The sequence below is a fragment of the Gluconobacter sp. R75690 genome, assembly GCF_015244525.1.
In the GTDB taxonomy this organism is placed as follows: domain Bacteria; phylum Pseudomonadota; class Alphaproteobacteria; order Acetobacterales; family Acetobacteraceae; genus Gluconobacter; species Gluconobacter potus.
Map to the genome: position 1 here is coordinate 40,357 of NZ_JABCQB010000005.1, position 16,912 is coordinate 57,268.

At 62.4% G+C, this 16,912-nt stretch carries 18 protein-coding genes; 12 read left to right on the plus strand and 6 right to left on the minus strand.

The window, feature by feature from the left end; translation table 11 throughout:
* Positions 1-26 precede the first annotated feature (26 nt).
* From HKD27_RS07405 to HKD27_RS07415, 3 genes are read right to left on the minus strand one after another with little or no spacing between them, the layout of a single operon-like run.
* A complete protein-coding gene (locus HKD27_RS07405; protein ID WP_062501917.1) occupies positions 27-461 on the minus strand; it encodes a SufE family protein in 435 nt (144 codons plus the stop codon).
* A gap of 57 nt (positions 462-518) precedes the next feature.
* Positions 519-2,456 (minus strand): response regulator, encoded by a 1,938-nt coding sequence (locus HKD27_RS07410; RefSeq protein ID WP_194689054.1) that lies wholly within the window; start codon positions 2,454-2,456, stop codon positions 519-521.
* Positions 2,453-4,231 carry an ATP-binding protein gene (locus HKD27_RS07415; protein ID WP_194689055.1) on the minus strand — a complete coding sequence of 593 codons (1,779 nt, stop codon included), beginning with the start codon at positions 4,229-4,231 and terminating at the stop codon, positions 2,453-2,455. Before HKD27_RS07415 ends, HKD27_RS07410 begins: the two co-directional genes overlap by 4 nt.
* Positions 4,232-4,389: 158 nt before the next feature.
* Between HKD27_RS07415 and HKD27_RS07420 the strand changes: the two genes are divergently transcribed.
* Positions 4,390-4,800, plus strand: a complete 411-nt coding sequence (locus HKD27_RS07420) for a hypothetical protein (RefSeq protein WP_011251857.1) — start codon at positions 4,390-4,392, stop codon at positions 4,798-4,800.
* A 12-nt stretch (positions 4,801-4,812) separates the two neighbouring features.
* Here the strand turns inward: HKD27_RS07420 and HKD27_RS07425 are convergent, their stop codons facing one another.
* Positions 4,813-5,301 (minus strand): zinc-ribbon domain-containing protein, encoded by a 489-nt coding sequence (locus HKD27_RS07425; RefSeq protein WP_194689056.1) that lies wholly within the window; start codon positions 5,299-5,301, stop codon positions 4,813-4,815.
* Between the two features lie 123 nt (positions 5,302-5,424).
* Between HKD27_RS07425 and HKD27_RS07430 the strand changes: the two genes are divergently transcribed.
* The 8 genes from HKD27_RS07430 (at position 5,425) to HKD27_RS07465 (ending at position 12,576) form a co-directional block, all read left to right on the plus strand.
* Positions 5,425-6,126, plus strand: a complete 702-nt coding sequence (locus HKD27_RS07430; RefSeq protein WP_194689057.1) for a cell division ATP-binding protein FtsE — start codon at positions 5,425-5,427, stop codon at positions 6,124-6,126.
* On the plus strand, positions 6,123-7,031 hold the full coding sequence (locus HKD27_RS07435) for an ABC transporter permease (protein WP_194689058.1): 909 nt from the start codon (positions 6,123-6,125) through the stop codon (positions 7,029-7,031). The genes HKD27_RS07430 and HKD27_RS07435 overlap by 4 nt, the downstream gene beginning before the upstream one ends.
* Positions 7,028-7,621, plus strand: a complete 594-nt coding sequence (locus tag HKD27_RS07440; RefSeq protein ID WP_062494845.1) for a YdcF family protein — start codon at positions 7,028-7,030, stop codon at positions 7,619-7,621. The genes HKD27_RS07435 and HKD27_RS07440 overlap by 4 nt, the downstream gene beginning before the upstream one ends.
* A gap of 45 nt (positions 7,622-7,666) precedes the next feature.
* The gene (locus HKD27_RS07445; protein ID WP_024717215.1) at positions 7,667-8,416 is read left to right on the plus strand and encodes a 1-acyl-sn-glycerol-3-phosphate acyltransferase; all 750 of its coding nucleotides are present in this window, start codon (positions 7,667-7,669) and stop codon (positions 8,414-8,416) included.
* Between the two features lie 249 nt (positions 8,417-8,665).
* Positions 8,666-9,730 (plus strand): DUF2125 domain-containing protein, encoded by a 1,065-nt coding sequence (locus HKD27_RS07450; RefSeq protein WP_194689059.1) that lies wholly within the window; start codon positions 8,666-8,668, stop codon positions 9,728-9,730.
* Positions 9,731-9,949: 219 nt separating this feature from the next.
* A complete protein-coding gene (locus HKD27_RS07455) occupies positions 9,950-11,377 on the plus strand; it encodes a cytochrome ubiquinol oxidase subunit I (protein WP_194689060.1) in 1,428 nt (475 codons plus the stop codon).
* Positions 11,378-11,382: 5 nt separating this feature from the next.
* A complete protein-coding gene (gene cydB / locus HKD27_RS07460) occupies positions 11,383-12,408 on the plus strand; it encodes a cytochrome d ubiquinol oxidase subunit II (protein ID WP_062494850.1) in 1,026 nt (341 codons plus the stop codon).
* An 18-nt stretch (positions 12,409-12,426) separates the two neighbouring features.
* The gene (locus tag HKD27_RS07465; RefSeq protein ID WP_098049509.1) at positions 12,427-12,576 is read left to right on the plus strand and encodes a DUF2474 domain-containing protein; all 150 of its coding nucleotides are present in this window, start codon (positions 12,427-12,429) and stop codon (positions 12,574-12,576) included.
* 61 nt (positions 12,577-12,637) lie between these two features.
* Here the strand turns inward: HKD27_RS07465 and gloB are convergent, their stop codons facing one another.
* Positions 12,638-13,354 carry a hydroxyacylglutathione hydrolase gene (gene gloB / locus HKD27_RS07470; RefSeq protein ID WP_194689061.1) on the minus strand — a complete coding sequence of 239 codons (717 nt, stop codon included), beginning with the start codon at positions 13,352-13,354 and terminating at the stop codon, positions 12,638-12,640.
* Positions 13,355-13,394: 40 nt separating this feature from the next.
* On the opposite strand from gloB, the gene HKD27_RS07475 reads away from it, so the two are divergent.
* From HKD27_RS07475 to HKD27_RS07485, 3 genes are all read left to right on the plus strand, one after another.
* Positions 13,395-14,135, plus strand: coding sequence for a methyltransferase (locus tag HKD27_RS07475; protein WP_194689062.1), 741 nt, complete (start codon positions 13,395-13,397; stop codon positions 14,133-14,135).
* An 89-nt stretch (positions 14,136-14,224) separates the two neighbouring features.
* Entirely contained in the window at positions 14,225-14,902 is a 678-nt protein-coding gene (locus tag HKD27_RS07480; protein WP_062448984.1) for a phosphatidylserine decarboxylase, read from the plus strand.
* Between the two features lie 14 nt (positions 14,903-14,916).
* Entirely contained in the window at positions 14,917-15,798 is an 882-nt protein-coding gene (locus HKD27_RS07485) for a phosphatidylcholine/phosphatidylserine synthase (RefSeq protein ID WP_194263564.1), read from the plus strand.
* 74 nt (positions 15,799-15,872) lie between these two features.
* On the opposite strand, the gene HKD27_RS07490 is transcribed toward HKD27_RS07485, so the two are convergent.
* Complete coding sequence (locus HKD27_RS07490; RefSeq protein ID WP_194263565.1) at positions 15,873-16,808, minus strand: ROK family protein; 936 nt, start codon at positions 16,806-16,808, stop codon at positions 15,873-15,875.
* Positions 16,809-16,912: the final 104 nt, after the last annotated feature.

The following is a 16,912-nucleotide window of genomic DNA, read 5'->3' on the forward strand; positions in this document are numbered from 1 at the left end:
TTTGAGCCTGCGGGGGTTTTTCATTTCTAATGTGACGCGCGCTTCTGAATGGCCTGTGCCATGGCCTCGACCCCGTTCCCACGGTTCGTCGAAAGCGCCTTGACCAGTCCCATGTCATGCAGAAACACAGGGCTTGTTTCCAGAATTTCCGATTTCGGACGGCCGGAATAAACCCTCAGCAGAAGCGCCACGAGCCCCTGAACGATCGCGGCATCCGACGCCCCGGCGAAAAACAGCTTTCCATCCCGTTCGACCGCTTCAAGCCAGACCTGGCTCTGACAGCCCGGAACCCGATGGGCATCATCCTGCCACTCTTCCGGAAATGGCGGCAGCTTGCGTCCCATCTCGATGATGTACTGATACCGCTCCATCCAGTCATCAAACAGACCCAGCTCGGCCTCGATCTCCTCGATAGCCGCAGCAGCCGTGTCCTCCTGGGGAACAAGATAGGCATCACTCACGTGTCACAATCTCCAATTCACAGGCCCAGTGCCGCCAGCCGACGCAGGACCGGCTTCTTATGACGCACCACCGTCAACAGAACGCATGGTTTCGGCAACGGCCCTCTGCAGGCTTTCCTGCGTAAAGGGCTTCGGCAGAAGAAGCCCGTTTTCAGGGGCCGGCATATCATCTGTGTGCCCACTGATAAACAGCACCCTCAATCCGGGCACAGCCTTCAGCAATGCTTCCGCACAGGCCAGACCATCATGATCCGGCATCCTCATATCAATGATCGCAAGCTCGAAGGGGGACGCCAGATCAACACGCTTCAGGGCATCCGTCAGCGAGGCCACAGCCGTCACCTCATGGCCATCCTGGGCCAGGAATCCCGCCGTCACCATCCGCACCGGCGCTTCATCATCCAGCACCAGAACCTTCAGGCGCCGTTCGAGCTTCGCACCCTGAAGCTGCGGCACAGCAACCCGTTCCTGACTGCCCCGCGCCACGGGAAGCAGCAGCGTCATGCGCGTCCCCCTGCCCACGACACTGTCAACAACGATTTCGCCATAACTCCGGCTCAGAAAACCATACACGCTGGACAGACCCAGCCCGGTCCCACGCCCGACATCCTTGGTCGTAAAGAAGGGATCAAAAATCCTTGCCGCCACCTCCGGCGGCATGCCTTCGCCTTCATCCACGACCTCCAGCGCCACGGCCCGGTCAGGACAGCACTCCGCGGGAAGACTCGTCCGCTTCTGCTCGACGACATGCGCACTGATCCGCACCGTCCCGCCATCCGCCATGGCATCCCGCGCATTCACACACAAGTTCAGGAGCGCCATTTCAAGCTGGTCCGCATCCGACCAGACCAGCGGCAGATCCGGTGGCACGTCTTCCACACACAGCGCGCATGGGGCCGCCGATGCCGGGACACCCCGCTTTTTGAGGCTCTGACGCAGAAGATCCGTCAGCCCCGGCAGCAACTGCCCCAGCGACACAGCCGACAGACGTGCCTCGCGCGGACGTCCGAACTGAAGCAGCCGCCGCGTCAGAACGGCCCCGCGCTGGGCGGAATCCGCGGCATTGCGCAACAGTGCCAGAGAAGCCTCATCAAACTCCGCGATATCCTCCAGAAGCTCGAGAGACCCTGAAATTGCCGCCAGCAGATTATTGAAATCATGCGCAATACCGCCAGCCAGCGTCCCGAGCGACTGAAGCTTTTCGGCCTGACGCAGCCGTGATTCCATAACGACACGGGACGTCACATCCCGGTCCATGCTGACCTGCCAGGCATCTGCCCTGGAAGCACCTTCCGGCCACGCAAGAACCAGCCGCGTCAGCTCATGCCAGCGCGTGACAGAACGGCCCTCTCCTTCCGTAAGAACCTCTCCGACCAGACGCTCTTCCTGTCCCGAAACGCGCACATCCTCACGCATGGCCGTGATTTCGGGCCAGAGATTTTCCGGAAAATGGGCCTGCTCGTTCTCAGCCCCGCTCTCGGATTCATCCCGCACATTGCTGCGGATGCACCGCCCGTCCCGGTCCGAAAAGACGAGCCCGATCGGCAGCGCTTCCATCAGTCCCCGCAGAAGCGCCTGCTCCGTTCTCAGGGCCCGCTGCGCCAGACAGTGCTGCGTGACTTCGCCAACCAGCGAACGCAGGGCATCCGAATCCCAGGGTTTGTGCACATAGGCCTGCACCTGCCCCTGGTTCAGCGCGGAGACGACCGCCTCCAGATCGGCATATCCCGTGAGCAGAATGCTGCGGGCATCCGAAAACGCCCGAGCCTGCATCAGCAACTGGTCCCCAGTCAGACCTGGCATCCGCTGATCGGAAATGATGGTCGCGACATCCCTGTGCGCCCGCAGCAGATCGAGCGCCTTCAACGGGTCCGTAGTGGACAGGATTTCATACTGGTCTTCCAGCAGATCCGTCAGGGCGACGAGGATCTCCTCCTCATCGTCAACCAGCAGGATCAGCGGGCGCGACGGCCCTTTGGCACTCCAGAAAGTCATGCTGCACGACCAGTCGCCACCGGCCCCTCCTCGGTCATGCGAACGGGCAGACTCATCCGGAAACACGCTCCGATCCCGCGCCCGTCCGGCAGATTGGCGTCCGTTACCTCAATCACCCCGTCATGCGCCTCCATAACGCTATAGGCAATGGCCAGCCCCAGACCCGTCCCGGTTCCCACGGGCTTGGTTGTGAAGAACGGATCGAAAATCCGCGTCCGCAGGTCAGGCGGCAACCCCGGTCCGTCGTCACTCACACTCATTTCGTAGCGCCCGTTTTCCAGACGCGAGGCAATGACGATCCTGCCGCGCACGATATCTCCGTCCATGGACATGTCCACCAGCGCATCGGCCGCATTGGAAATGATGTTCATGACAACCTGATTGAGAAACGCCGGCTGGCAGACCAGTTCGGCCGGCGCCTGAAGATCCTTCTGTACGATGATCCCCGGCCCCAGCTTGTGTGCCAGAAGAGCGAGCGCGGTTTCCAGCGCGGCCGGTACATCAACCTTCTGGAACGAGCTTTCATCCAGTCGTGAAAACCGCCGCAGGCTCAGAACAAGGTTCTGGATCCGCTGCAAACCAAGCTTCATGGACTCCAGCCGCGACATTCCCTTTTTCGTCAGGGACATCGCTTCGTCCGAAGCATTCACACCCTGCAACCGCTTGAGGGTTCGCGTCACCGTATCCGCATGTGCGATCGTAAAGGCCAGCGGGTTGTTGATCTCATGCGCAATGCCCGCCACCAGCTCACCCAGCGACGCCATTTTCGCCGTTTGCACGAGCTTGGACTGCGCCTGGAGAAGCCGCTCGTTCGTCCGCGCCAGTTCCATATTGGCCTGGGCCAGCGCCTCAGCCATTTCCGCCTTGGCGCGCGCGGCTTCAAGCGTCAGGGCATTCTGCTGACGCTCGATTTCCTGCTGACGGAACTCGTCCTGCGCCATCCTCCGCTGCGCCAGCGTCCGGATCCGCATGGCCAGCGCCTCAAGCGCAATATCGCTTGGCACGAGATCATCAATTCCGGCCTCAAAAAACTCACCGGAAGACTGCCTTCGGAAACGCGACGCCTCCACAATGCCCAGCGTCCGGAACGGAATCCCGCCCGCTTCCAGCACCGCCTGCCGACGCGCATCCAGAAGGCGACAGAACTTCAGATCCTCGTCCCCGCTGCCCAGTTCCAGCACCAGACAGTCCGGACTGTCCGCCCCCCGAAGCCAGCCGCCCTCAATCAGATCGTCGGACCGCTCGATGGACGTGACGGTATGCCCGTCACGCCAGAGCAGTTCTCCCAGAGTGGTCTCCGGGACATCCTCGACAACTTCTTCCTCATCTTCATCCTCGCGCGGAGAATTGACGATCACGATCCGCGCCCGGCGCAGACGGGATGCCTCATCGACCTGAAGGAGTTCCGGCCCTTCCCGCAGCAGAGCCCGCATCCGCAGTACCATGAGATCCGGATGGGCCGACTTGGAAATATAGGCATCCGCGCCGCTCTCCAGCCCCTCACGCTCCACACCTGGAGAGGCATCCTCCGTCAGCATCAGGATCGGGATGTTCCGGGTCAGCGCATCCAGCCGCAGCCGCCGCGCCAACTGGCCACCACTCATGCCCGGCAGTTCGGTACAGGCGACCACCAGATCCGGCATGGTCTCCTCGATCGTACCCAGCGCTTCCTCGCCACTCGTGGCGCAGGTCAGGGCAAACCCCTCCTTGACCAGAACCTGGGCAATCTGCCTGGCATGGTCACAATCGGGCTCCACAAGGACCACCCGGGGCATGTTGGACGTCACCATAGGCATCTCGAACTCAGGAAAAGGCATGACAGCACGGGAAAGTTTGCATTGGCGTTCTCTTGCAGCTAGTCCGAGGTGAACCATTCGTCCGTTTTCAGGGGCGAAGACTAACTCCCGTTGCCGGACCACTGGAAGCCATATCTATGGACATGCAGCCCCCATCCCATATCACGGACCGCCTTCTGGGCCGCAGCAGCCGCAGCGATTCATCGCTCACCACGTCCTCCATGATCCGGACGGGCATCTGGTCGGTCTGCTATTTCGCCTTCTATCTGGCCCAGCAGATCGCCGAGCTTCTGGCGCCTCTCCTGCTGATTCTGGGAGTGGGCTGGTACATCCTGCCACATATCGTCAACGCGATCACCACGAGCGCCGCCACGGCCGATCCGCAGGCCCGTGACATCATGAACCATGTCGCCGGGACTCTTCCAAACCATCTGCAGATCGGCTCTCACCTTATCACGCCGGGCTCCCTGATTTTCGACGGTATCCTGCTCATGGCCATCGCCGCGATCGGAGCCACGGTCTCGGCCCTCGCCGCCCGCAACATGTAAAATGCGTCGGGGTCAGGAGAAATGCCCGGCCCCAGGCAGAAACCCTGAAACGCCCGCGCCCTTGCAATACCACAGCGCGGCAACCCCGGATCCTGCCAGAACAAGACTGGCGCCCCAGGCCGCAATCCAGGCTCCGGTAGACCCGATCATCGACGGACCAGCCGTATCCGTGGGCGCCTGTACCTCTCCGGCCGAGCGCGAATGCAGAACCGCGGAACGGCGGGCATTGCTGCGGCTGGCCATGGCCCCGCTCGCCCGGAACGTCCCTTCTGTTCCGGAAACCGGCGACTCCGCAACGGCAGGTGCAGCCTCCTCTTCCGGGACCTCGAAAACTTCAGACGCGGCGACAGATCCCTCGGGCGCCTCTTCCGGCTTCAAAGCTGCGGGCGCCCCTAGCTCCCAGCTGTCTCCACAGTTGGCGCAGCGCAGACGCTTGACCCCTTTTGCCAGCGCCTCCGGGACCTCAAAGACTGCATGACAGTGGGGGCATTCAATGCGCATTCAATCAATCCCTTCGACAGCCGGCTCCGATCCGGCCTAGCCTGAGCCGTGTGCTTGCCTGTTATGACGAAATGATCGTTATTAAATGGTTAATAGATTGCCCGCCTTTTCAATGAAAACCTCATGATGCGCCTCCTGAATGTCTCGATGATGCCCCCCGGCGTGGGACAGCCCGTTCTGCGGAATCTGACGCTCACCGTCCCGCAGGGGGAGTTCCGCTGGCTGCTCGGACCGTCCGGAGCCGGAAAATCGAGTCTGCTGCGCCTCCTGACGCTCGAAACACGTCCCTCGGCCGGTCAGATGGACCTCCTCGGCGTATCCGTCAGTCAGGCCAGCCGGGCCACGCTACGGAACCTGCGGCGGAGGATCGGGTTTGTTCCCCAGGACTATCGCCTGATCGGGGAATGGACTGTGTTCGACAACGTGGCTCTCCCGCTGAGACTGCGCGGCGCCTCCGAACGCGACACCAGACGTGAAGCCTTCGCCGTTCTGGAATGGCTGGACGTCGCGCATCTCGCTGACAAGCGCCCCGGAACCCTTTCCGGCGGCGAACAGCAGCGCGCTGCCATCGCCCGCGCCCTGATCGGCCGTCCGGAAGTCCTGCTGGCCGACGAACCCACCAACGCCCTCGAGGACGCGCAGGCCCGTCGCCTGCTGGCCACGTTTCAGGAACTGGTGGAAATGGGCACGACCGTCATCGTCGCCACCCATAATGAAGCGCTGGTCCGCGAAGCTCCGGCCGCGTCCATCGTCCTTCAGGACGGCATACTCGCGGGGGCCGATCCTCAGGACGGAATTGCCGCACGCCGGAGCGACAAAGCATGAGCGCGCCTGTCTCCCCCGGCCTGCGCTCCGGCAGCCTGCCGCTTCTGGTCGCACTCATGACCCTGCTGGCCGGGCTCTCGCTCGCCGGGCTGACAGGCGTTCAAACCCTGGCTGAAGGCTGGGCCGGCGCCGCACGCAACGCCACCACGATCGAGATCCCGTCCGACACACCCCAGCTTGAAGACCGCACCCGCGCCCTCATCCAGACCCTCAACAAAACGCCCGATGTCACCACTGTCCGGGAACTTTCCCCGCAGCAGGTACAGACCCTTCTCGCCCCCTGGCTCGGACAGGTCTCGGACAGCGGGCATCTCCCCGGCCTTTCCCTGCCCGTCGTTCTGATCGTCGCCCATACCGGAACACCTGATCTAGGCAAGGTCGTGCATGAGGCCCTGCCAGAAGCCGTCGTGGAAGAGGACCGCCGCTGGGGAGAACGGCTCAACGGGCTGGGAAGCAGCCTCGTCGCCTGCGCCTGGCTTGCGGTCAGCCTTATCGCCGCCATCGCGGTCCTATCAGTCGGCATGACCGTCCGCCGCTCCGTGATGGCCCAGCGCAAGGCTGTCGAGATCGTCCATTTCCTCGGTGCCGGAGATGTGACGATCTCCAGTCGCATTGCGGGCAGGGCCGCCCTTCTGAGCCTGGCCGGGGGCCTCGCCGGACTGTTCTTCCTGAGCCCGGTCATCACCATGCTCGCGCGAAAACTGGCGCCCTTCTCACATGATGCAGGGCCAACCGCACTGCCTGCCACTACATGGCAGACCATGCTGGCCAGCTGGTGGAACACCCTGCATGTCCTGCCCCGCCTCCTTCTCGAAGAACTCGGCGCCCTCCCTCTGATTGCCGCCTGCCTGGGCTGGCTCACCGCGCAGACCGTCGTGCTCGTCTGGCTCCGGCGGCTGCCATGAAGCGACTGTTCCTGACATGTCTGGCTCTGGGCGGGCTCTGGCTGGCGGGATTCGCATGGTTCATTCAGGACGCGAGCAAGGCTTCCGTCACAGCCCCCGTCTGCGACGGCATCGTCGCCCTGACCGGCGGAGAACAACGCGTCGATACGGCCATCACACTTCTGCGGGGCGGATACGGGCATCTGCTCCTGATCTCGGGGGTCGGCCCCCATGTCACGCTACAGCACATCCTGCATCTCCAGCAGGAATCCCTGTCCTCCCCCCTGGCCGAGCGCATCACGCTCGGCCGCCGTGCTACCAGCACGATCGGCAACGCCCACGAAACCGCCCAGTGGGCCCGTGATAATCACCTCCACCGCCTTCTGGTCGTCACGGCCGGCTATCATATCCGCCGGGCGGTTCTCGAAATCCATCGCGTGGCTCCGGATCTGGCTCTCGTCCCCTATCCGGTCGTGCCTCTCGCCCTTCAGGCTCCCCTTTCCCGCCGGACCCTGTTTCTGATGTTCCGCGAATATAACAAGTTCCTCGGCGCGGAAATCTGCGTCCTCACCGGCCTTCCGGATGGCCGGGAAGGACTGGACGGCGCCTGACAGCCCTTGTGCCCGGACCGCTTTTCTGGTGTGCAGAACACCATGATGAGCATTCTGCGCGGCGTCCTTTTCAATCTCTATCTTTTCTGGATCACCCTGTTCATGGGCCTCGGAACCATTCCGATCCGCCTGATGAAAAACCAGGATCTGGCCCTGTCCTACGCGAAACTCTGGGCACGGGCCGTCCTGGCCGGCTTTACCCGGATCTGCTCGGTCCGCATCGAAGTTACGGGGCGCGAGAACCTGCCCCCCGGTCCGCTGCTGATTGCCTCGCAGCACCAGTCCTTCTTCGACGGCTTCATCTGGATGACCCTCGTTGACCGGCCCGATTACATCATCAAATCCGAACTGACCCGTATTCCCGTCGTCGGCCCGATGCTGCTCCTGACCGGCATGATCGCCATCGACCGGAAGGCCGGCTCGAAAGCCCTGCGCAACATGATGCGGGACACCAAGGCGGCCCATGCCGACGATCGCCAGATCATCATTTTCCCCGAAGGCACCCGTACCCTTCCCGGAGAGCGCCATCCGATCCAGCCCGGCATCGTCGCCCTGGCACGACAGACAGACGTTCCCATCGTGCCCGTCGCCACCGATTCAGGCCTGTTCTGGGACCGCAATGCCTGGCTCAAGCGTCCGGGAACCCTACACGTCGTCATCGGCCAGCCTCTGCCGCCACAGCAGGAGCGCAAGGCCTTCACACAGGCTCTGGAGAGCGCGTGGGATGAACTGTGCACAACCCATACCCTTCCCCGCGATCCTGTGGATAACTCTGTGGACCCGGAAAACGCATGACCGGACTGCAAAAAACTGAAATCTTTCAGGACTATTCCAGACCCGACGTGTTCCTGACGTCCCACCTCTGACAGAATCTCTACATCCCTTGGTTTTCTGCCATTTTCGGCATTTCATAATTCCAGAAGCTCCACTTAAGATCACACGTTCGTGAGCGCTTTCCAACGTTTTGGAGCTTCTTTCAATGGCTGGGGATAAAACAGATGGGACTTGACCAATCCCGCAGCCACACCTGAAAAGACATGCTCAATGGCTCGTCCATTCTTTACTGTGCGTTACGGCCGATCTGCTGTGGTATTGATTGCCGTCCTTGCAATATCCGCGGCGCTGGATACAGTCTACTGGCTCCGGACAGTCCACAGGCTGGACGCCACAGCCCGAACCGCCCTGACCGCCGCGCGCGAAAATGGCTGGAGGGTTGAGACGACTCCACTGCACAGGGGCGGCTGGCCCTTCGGGGCCTGGGTGGAACTCAACCGCCTGAACGGCACACACCCCGCCTCGGCCGCGTCGCCTTATGATGCGGGATGGGCCGGTGAGAAAATCCGTCTGGGCGGATCATGGCTCTCCCTGCTCCATGCAGGGCTTCCACTCTCCCTGACAGGACATCAGGCCACCCGCCTTGTCGTGAATGAGAATGTTCTGACCGTGCTGGCTCCGGGCCTTCAGATCCGCTTCCGCAATCCGGAAAACCTGGTCTTTTCGGCGCCCCGGCTTCAACTGGTCTTCTCGGGCCAATGGCCGGACAGACAGTTCTCTGCACAGACCCTGTCCGGACGTCTTATCCGTTTTCCCGCTGCCCGCCCGGACGCCACGCGCCTCGGCCTCATCGCGCATGCCGCCACAGTCAACGGCTTTCCCCTGCCCTACGGCCTCTCCAGCGACCTGCGCAACGCACGTCTGGCAATCGCCCTGACAGCATCGCAGTCATCGCAGGGACTTTCGCTGCTCGACCCCACATCCTACGGACGCCTCATTCTGCAGGATGCCTCCGCCACTCCTGTCCCGGCTTCTCCGGACAACCGGATCACCCTGACAGGCGCCCTCGCCCTGCCGGAACAGAACGGCACGCTCACCCTCACCATGACCCACTGGCAGGAACTGGCTTCCCGTCTCCTCGATCGTCCGGAAATAGAGTCGCATCTCGCTCCCGACCTTCAGGCAGCGCTGCAAAAACTGCTGCAGAAAGCATCCGGCATCCCGGCCATGAAGGAGCGCCCCTTTTCGCTCTCCATGCCCGTCGTCAATGGTCAGATCCTCCCGGATGCACAGGCGGTTTCAGCACTTGTCAGCCAGGGTTTCAGAACCCCCTGAACGCCCGGAAAAATCCCGTATGCCGCATTGATTTTTGTCAAAATCATGTCCGGCGTATCAAACTTTTTCTGGCAAAATGCGTTGATTAGGTTCAAAAGACGGCAACACGCGAAGAGATCACAACTTCGTTACCCTGTTGTGCGTGCGTGAGGCCCCCGGGGAGCCGACATCCTTCCTGCCGGTCTCTGCGTTTCGCCATCTACCCAGAAGGCAATCGACATGTTTGGCTTGTCGGCTCTATTCCTGGCGCGTTTCCAGTTCGCGTTTACAGTCGGGTTTCACATCGTGTTCCCGGCATTCTCGATCGGTCTCGCAGCCTATCTCGCAGTCCTCGAAGGCCTGTGGCTCAAAACGGGTCGCAGCGCCTATCTTGACCTTTTCAAATACTGGCTGAAAGTTTTCTCCGTCGTCTTCGGCATGGGCGTGGTCTCCGGCCTTGTCATGTCCTACGAGTTCGGAACCAACTGGTCGTCGTTCTCACAGAAAGCCGGTCCGATCCTCGGTCCGATGCTGGCCTACGAGGTCATGACGGCGTTCTTCCTTGAAGCCGGCTTCCTCGGCGTCATGATGTTCGGCCTCAACCGCGTCGGCAAAGGCCTGCACTTTGCCGCCACCTGCATGGTCTCGATCGGCACGCTGATCTCCATGAGCTGGATCCTGTCGTCCAATTCCTGGATGCAGACCCCGCGCGGCTACCGCATCGACGAGGCCACCGGCCGGTTCCTGCCGGTTGACTGGTGGCAGATCGTCTTCAACCCCTCCTTCCCGTACCGCATCGTGCACATGGGCCTCGCAGCCTTCCTGTGCGTGGCGTTCATTGTCGCGGGCGTTGCCGGATGGCATCTGCTCAAAGCCCGTCGTGAAGGTCGTCAGGCATCTGAACAGGTCCGCCTGATGTTCTCCATGGCCATGTGGATGGCCGCCATCGTCTCCCCGATCCAGGTTCTGGCCGGCGATACGCAGGGCCTGAACACGCTGGAATACCAGCCGGCCAAGATCGCTGCCCTCGAAGGCGACTGGGAGTCCGAAAGCCGCGCGCCCGAGCTTCTGTTCGGTATTCCGGACATGAAGAATGAGACGACGCATTTCAAGATCGCCATCCCCTATCTGGGTTCGCTGATCCTGACGCACAGCCTCGACGGCAAGGTTCCGGGCCTGAAGGACTATCCGAAGGAAGACCGTCCCTACTCCCCGCTGCTGTTCTTCTCCTTCCGCATCATGATCGCGCTCGGCATGCTGATGGTGCTGATCGGACTGTGGTCGCTGTATCTGCGCTGGAAGGGCAAGCTCTACGACACACCGCTTCTGCATCGCATCGCGCTGTTCATGTCGCCTGCGGGCTTCCTGGCCCTGCTCTGCGGCTGGATCACGACTGAAGTCGGCCGTCAGCCCTTCACGGTCTATGGCCTGCTGCGGACGTCCGACAGCGTCTCCCCGATCGCCCTGCCGAACATCGCGACGTCGATGATCGCTTTCGTCATCGTCTATTTCATCGTGTTCACGGGCGGCATCACCATCCTGCTGCGGACCTTCGCCGAAGAGCCCCATCCGGATCAGCATGGTCCGGCCGAAGATCAGCCCCAGCGCGCTGCGGGTACAACACAGGTCTCCCATCAGCCCCAGCCCGACGCTGGCATGGCGGAGTAAGAACCATGACAGAAACAGCCGGCTTCTGGCTCCCGGTGGTCTGGGCGCTGCTCGCAGCAACCGCCATCTTCCTCTATATCTGCCTCGATGGCTTCGACCTCGGGATCGGCATCCTCTTCCTCAAGGAAAAGGACCACGATCACCGCAACCTCATGGTCAACACCGTCGCCCCCGTCTGGGACGGCAACGAGACCTGGATGATCTTCGGTGGCGCCGCGCTCTACGGCGTCTTCCCCGTGGCCTACGGCACGATCCTTCCGGCGCTCTACCTGCCGGTCCTGTTCATGCTGCTGGCCCTGATCCTGCGCGGCGTGTCCTTCGAGTTCCGCTTCAAGTCGGAATCGCCCATGAGCCAGTTCTTCTGGGACACGGCCTTCTGCGGCGGCTCCTTCGTGGCGGCATTCATGCAGGGCGTCATCCTCGGAACGCTCGTCCAGGGCATCAAGGTCGAGAACAACGTGTTCGTCGGGTCCAGCTTCGACTGGTTCTCCCCGTTCGCCCTGTTCTGTGGCCTTGCCGTGGTCATCGGTTACGCTCTTCTCGGCGCAACCTGGCTCCTGTGGCGCTGTGAGGGTGAACTGCACGACACGATGCGCAGGATCTCCTTCGCTCTTGCCGGGCTGATGCTGGTCACGATCGCACTGGTCTCCATCTGGACGCCCATGCTGCACACCACCTACATGCAGCACTGGCTCGCCATGCCGCAGTTCGCACTAGTCGCTCCGGTGCCTGTCGCCGTCATCGTGCTGACGGGCGTCCTGTTCATGGGACTGCGCAACCCACGCTCGCACCTGCTGCCGTTCGTCGCAACACTGGGCCTGTTCTTCCTGTGCTTCAGCGGCCTTGGCATCAATGTGTGGCCCTACATCGTGCCCCCGACCATCACCATCTGGCAGGCCTCTTCTCCGCCGGAGAGCCAGACCTTCCTGCTGGTCGGTACGATGTTCCTGCTACCGCTGATCCTCTCCTACACGGCCTATTCGTACTACGTGTTCCGCGGAAAAATGTCCGCCGGACATCACTATCACTGAGAACAGGGAGGCCGGCCCATGCGGATCGAATACGGACAGCCCGAACAGAAACCGGGTTTCCTGAACTGGATGAAACGTGTGGGCTGGTTCGTGGCGATCTGGGCCGGCGGCGTTGTCGTCGTCGGCCTCGGCGCCGAACTGCTCAAGAAGATCATCTTCGGCTGGTAACGGCCCAACGATCCTTCACAAAAAAGCCCCGTCTCTTTCGAGCGGGGCTTTTTTTGTGCCTTCAGAACGTATCCTTTTCCCTGCGCAGCCGCGCAAACGTCGCGACATCCGGCGCCAGCAGGAAAGGATTGGTCCTACGCTCCACACCCAAGCTGACCGGGAGCGTCGGCCGCCCCGCTTCCAGCAGTTGCTCGACTTCCCCGGCCCGCGCCCTCAAAGCCGCGTTGTCCGGATCGACATGCAGCGCGAAAGCCAGATTGGAGCGGGTATATTCATGCCCCGCACAGACAAGCGTCTGATCCGGCAGACTGTCATAGCGATGCAGACTGTCGAACAGCTCCTGCGCCGTCCCTTCCAGCAGCCGCCCGCATCCCAGGCTGAACAGCACATCCCCGCAGAACAGCGCCGGAACCTCGGGCACGACATACGACACATGCCCTACCGCATGGCCCGGCGTGGACAGAACCCGGATCTGCGCGCTGCCCAGCGAAAAGCTGTCCCCGTCCTCGACGTCATGGTCCAGCCGGGGCAGCCATTCCCTTTTCTGCCGCGGTCCATACACCTTCGCGCCATAGCGCTCCCTAAGTGCGTCAGTCCCCGCTGTATGATCGGCGTGATGATGGGTCAGCAGGATCATGTCGAGCCGCCCTTCCCCGATTTCGTCCATGATCGGCCCCGCTTCACCGGGGTCCACAACGGCGCGCTGACCCTCCGTCGCGGTCAGCAGCCAGGCATAATTATCGGAGAGAACCGGAATCGGCTTGATATCGAGTGGCATGACTGTTCCCCTTGGAGTGTCCTGCTGATGAGGTAGCTGCATGCTGACGTCCCTGGCCCGCATCCGTTCCGATGATGCCGCCACTTTCTATGAAAGCCGACAGGGCCAGCGCACGGCGCTGCTTCTCAACGACCGCCTGCAGAGCATCATGCCCCCCATGCGCGGCCGAAGGATCCTCGGGATAGGCTACACAGCCCCCTATCTCCCGGAAAGTGCGGAATTCGCCGTTTCGGGCCGCCTCCTGCACCCGCAGACGCAGCGCAGCACCCGTCCCACCCGAAGCCAGACCCGGAACATCCCCTGGGCGGACTGCATCGTCAGCAGCGGACGCCTGCCCTTCGACGACCTCTCGATGAACGCCGTCCTCGTGGTCCACGGCCTCGAATTCACCCGCTTCGCTCCGGATTTCCTCCGCGCCATCTGGCGCACTCTCAGCGATGACGGGGTCCTGACGCTGGTCGTTCCCAACCGCTCCGGCTACTGGGCTCACACGGATGCCACGCCCTTTGGTTACGGCATCCCCTACAGCAGCGGCCAGCTGACGCGCCTGCTCGATCAGGCCCTGTTCCGGATCGAACATCATTCCAGCGCGCTGATGATCCCACCCGCCGCACTGTCAGTCACGCATGGCCGCCTGATGGAACGGGCAGGCCGCACACTGCGACTGCCCTGCGGCGGAGTGCATGTCGTCACCGCCCGCAAGAATGTCTATGCAGGAACGCCCCTGATCGACGAAAAACTGTGCGTCCCGCTCCCCCGGCAGGTGGCCGAGCCCGCCTGAAGGCGACGGAAGCAGAAAACCTGCCCGAAAAACGCCTTCTTTGTGGCGAATTCTTGACCCTCCCGCCGTGTGCCGTAAGAGTGCGTTCCATGTCGCTGATCCAGTCCTTCAAGCTTGTCCTGTCGCCGCCGCATCGCGCCGCGACTCCCTTTCTCCTCGCGGGTTCACTCGTCGGGCTTCTCGGACGGGCCACGCCCTGGCGCCCTACCCGCCTGCTGGGCAACGCGGGCATCGCCTTCACGGCGTTCTGTCTCTACTTCTTCCGCGATCCCAAGCGCGTCCCGCCACCGCGCACGGATCTGGTGCTGGCCTCCGCTGATGGCCGCGTCACATCCGTCGCGCTCGTCACCCCACCTGCCGCTCTGGAAATGGGCCACACCCCGGTCTGGCGCGTCTCGACGTTCCTGTCCGTGCTGAACGTCCACATCAACCGCATGCCAGCCGCCGGTGAAGTGACGAAGATTGCCTATCACGCCGGCAAGTTCCTCAATGCCAGCCTCGACAAGGCCTCCGAACACAATGAGCGCAACGAACTGCGCCTGACGCTGCCGGACGGTCGCAACATCGGCGTTGTCCAGATCGCCGGGCTGATCGCACGCCGTATCCTGTGTTTCGTCGAGGAAGGCGACCGCGTGGAAGCCGGCGAGCGCTTCGGCCTGATCCGCTTCGGCTCACGCACGGATGTCTATCTGCCGCCCGGCGTTGAACCCCTGGTTGTGGAAGGGCAGACCATGGTTGGTGGCGAAACTGTCCTGGCGAAGCTCTGAGCCAGACGCCGTTCATGACCACACCGCCAACGGTTGAACCCATCCGCCCCGCCAAAAGACGTCGCATCCGACGCAGGCTCCGACGCATGGGGCGCAATCCCCGCACCCGCGTGCGGGGGCCGTCGTTCAACCGCCTCATCCCCAACATCATGACCATGCTCGGCCTCTGCGCCGGGCTCAGCGGCATGCGTTTCGCGCTCGAACACCAGTTCGAACCCGCGGCCGTGGCGCTGCTGATCGCCGCCTGTATCGACGGCCTGGACGGGCGGATCGCCCGCCTGCTCAAGGGTGCCACCCGCTTCGGCGCGGAATTCGACAGCCTGTCGGACTTTGTCTGCTTCGGCGTGGCACCGTCCTTCGTGCTGCTGATGTGGTCGCTCGAACATGCCGGGCGCTACTCTTTCGTCCCCTGCATCCTGTTCACGGTCTGCATGGCGCTACGTCTCGCCCGCTTCAATGCAAGCCTCGATGACGATGATAAGCCGGAATATTCCTACAGCTTCTTTACGGGCGTTCCCGCCCCTGCGGGAGCCGGACTGGTGCTGTTCCCGGTCTTCCTGGGCCTTGAGGCCGACCGGCTGCATGCCGGGGGACTGGCCGCCTTTGCCCGCCTGCCCATCGTCTCGGCCGTCTGCCTGATCTTCACAGGCCTGCTTCTGGTCTCGACCCTGCCGGTCTGGTCCTTCAAGAACTTCAAGGTCCCGGCGCGTTACGTCCTGCCCCTGATGCTGGGAACCGGCCTCTACGCCGCCCTTATGGTCGCAGACCCCTGGGGCGCCCTTGCGGGAGCCGGACTGCTCTATATCGCGATCCTGCCTTTCTCCCGCCGCTCCTATCACCGCCTGAAACAGGCGGCGGAAGAAATGTCGGAAACGGTGGAAGAAGAACCCGCCTAAGCCGCATAAAGCCCAACAAAAAAGGCCGCCCGGTCACTCGGGCGGCCTTTTTCATATCCAGCCGATGAGCCGGTTTACTCCGTCACGTCCCACAGCCACGCTGCGCCACGAACGCCCGAACTGTCACCGTGCTTGTTGCGCACGATCGGCGTCGTGCAGACCGGCGTGATGACATGCTTGGCCAGAAGCGGCGGCACGCGCTCATACAGCGTATGCAGGTTGGACACGCCACCACCGAGAACGATCACATCCGGATCGAGGAAGTTGATGACCATCGCGCAGGCTCGGGCGAAACGCTCGGTGTAACGACCCAGTGCCGCGATGGCGGCCTGATCGCCATTGGCCGCCGCCTCCTCGATCCCGGCTGTATTGCGGTGACCCGGCCCCTTCCAATCCACCGCCAGGGCCGGACCGCTCAGATAGCGCTCCATGCAGCCCTTGTTGCCGCAGAAACATTCACGTGGAGGCGCGTCCTCTTCCGTCGGCCAGGGCAGAGGCAGATGCCCCCACTCGCCCGCAATATGATGACGCCCTTCAAGAACACGGCCGTTATTGACGATGCCCGCCCCCATGCCGGTTCCGATGATAACGCCGAACACCGTCAGCATGCCCTTGGCCGCGCCATCCGCCGCTTCGGACAGGGCAAAGCAGTTCGCGTCATTTTCCGTCCGGACCGGACGCGCCAGCGCAGATTCTACATCCTGACCGAAAGGCTGGTTGTTCAGCCAGGTCGCATTGGCGTTCTTGATCAACCCGGTCTCGGGGGAGATTGATCCCGGAATGCCGATGCCCAGCGTGGACGTATGCTGTCCGGCCGAAACGCGGTGGCTCGGCACCGCACCCAGACGACGGTCCACATCCGTCACCAGATCACGAATGGCCAGAACGGCTTCATTATAGATACCGGGATTGGGAATGCGTTCACGCAGGACGAGATCGCCCGAACGGTTCAGAACGGCAATTTCGATCTTCGTGCCACCAAGATCAATTCCAAGGCGATAATCAGCCATCTCTAGCCCTGTGCTCTATACGGTGACCTGAAAGACAGGCGACCGAACCTCATGGAAAACGCATCCAGTGCGTCCGTCTGCTTTAACGCGAAACCGTGTTACGG

What these genes read in the sequence shown, in the direction of transcription:
- HKD27_RS07410 (WP_194689054.1), bottom strand. Translation starts at nt 2,456, where the DNA reads ATGACTTTCTGGAGTGCCAAAGGGCCGTCGCGCCCGCTGATCCTGCTG.
- HKD27_RS07415 (WP_194689055.1), bottom strand. Translation starts at nt 4,231, where the DNA reads ATGCCCCGGGTGGTCCTTGTGGAGCCCGATTGTGACCATGCCAGGCAG.
- HKD27_RS07420 (WP_011251857.1), top strand. Translation starts at nt 4,390, where the DNA reads ATGGACATGCAGCCCCCATCCCATATCACGGACCGCCTTCTGGGCCGC.
- HKD27_RS07425 (WP_194689056.1), bottom strand. Translation starts at nt 5,301, where the DNA reads ATGCGCATTGAATGCCCCCACTGTCATGCAGTCTTTGAGGTCCCGGAG.
- HKD27_RS07430 (WP_194689057.1), top strand. Translation starts at nt 5,425, where the DNA reads ATGATGCGCCTCCTGAATGTCTCGATGATGCCCCCCGGCGTGGGACAG.
- HKD27_RS07435 (WP_194689058.1), top strand. Translation starts at nt 6,123, where the DNA reads ATGAGCGCGCCTGTCTCCCCCGGCCTGCGCTCCGGCAGCCTGCCGCTT.
- HKD27_RS07440 (WP_062494845.1), top strand. Translation starts at nt 7,028, where the DNA reads ATGAAGCGACTGTTCCTGACATGTCTGGCTCTGGGCGGGCTCTGGCTG.
- HKD27_RS07445 (WP_024717215.1), top strand. Translation starts at nt 7,667, where the DNA reads ATGAGCATTCTGCGCGGCGTCCTTTTCAATCTCTATCTTTTCTGGATC.
- HKD27_RS07450 (WP_194689059.1), top strand. Translation starts at nt 8,666, where the DNA reads ATGGCTCGTCCATTCTTTACTGTGCGTTACGGCCGATCTGCTGTGGTA.
- HKD27_RS07455 (WP_194689060.1), top strand. Translation starts at nt 9,950, where the DNA reads ATGTTTGGCTTGTCGGCTCTATTCCTGGCGCGTTTCCAGTTCGCGTTT.
- cydB (WP_062494850.1), top strand. Translation starts at nt 11,383, where the DNA reads ATGACAGAAACAGCCGGCTTCTGGCTCCCGGTGGTCTGGGCGCTGCTC.
- HKD27_RS07465 (WP_098049509.1), top strand. Translation starts at nt 12,427, where the DNA reads ATGCGGATCGAATACGGACAGCCCGAACAGAAACCGGGTTTCCTGAAC.
- gloB (WP_194689061.1), bottom strand. Translation starts at nt 13,354, where the DNA reads ATGCCACTCGATATCAAGCCGATTCCGGTTCTCTCCGATAATTATGCC.
- HKD27_RS07475 (WP_194689062.1), top strand. Translation starts at nt 13,395, where the DNA reads ATGCTGACGTCCCTGGCCCGCATCCGTTCCGATGATGCCGCCACTTTC.
- HKD27_RS07480 (WP_062448984.1), top strand. Translation starts at nt 14,225, where the DNA reads ATGTCGCTGATCCAGTCCTTCAAGCTTGTCCTGTCGCCGCCGCATCGC.
- HKD27_RS07485 (WP_194263564.1), top strand. Translation starts at nt 14,917, where the DNA reads ATGACCACACCGCCAACGGTTGAACCCATCCGCCCCGCCAAAAGACGT.
- HKD27_RS07490 (WP_194263565.1), bottom strand. Translation starts at nt 16,808, where the DNA reads ATGGCTGATTATCGCCTTGGAATTGATCTTGGTGGCACGAAGATCGAA.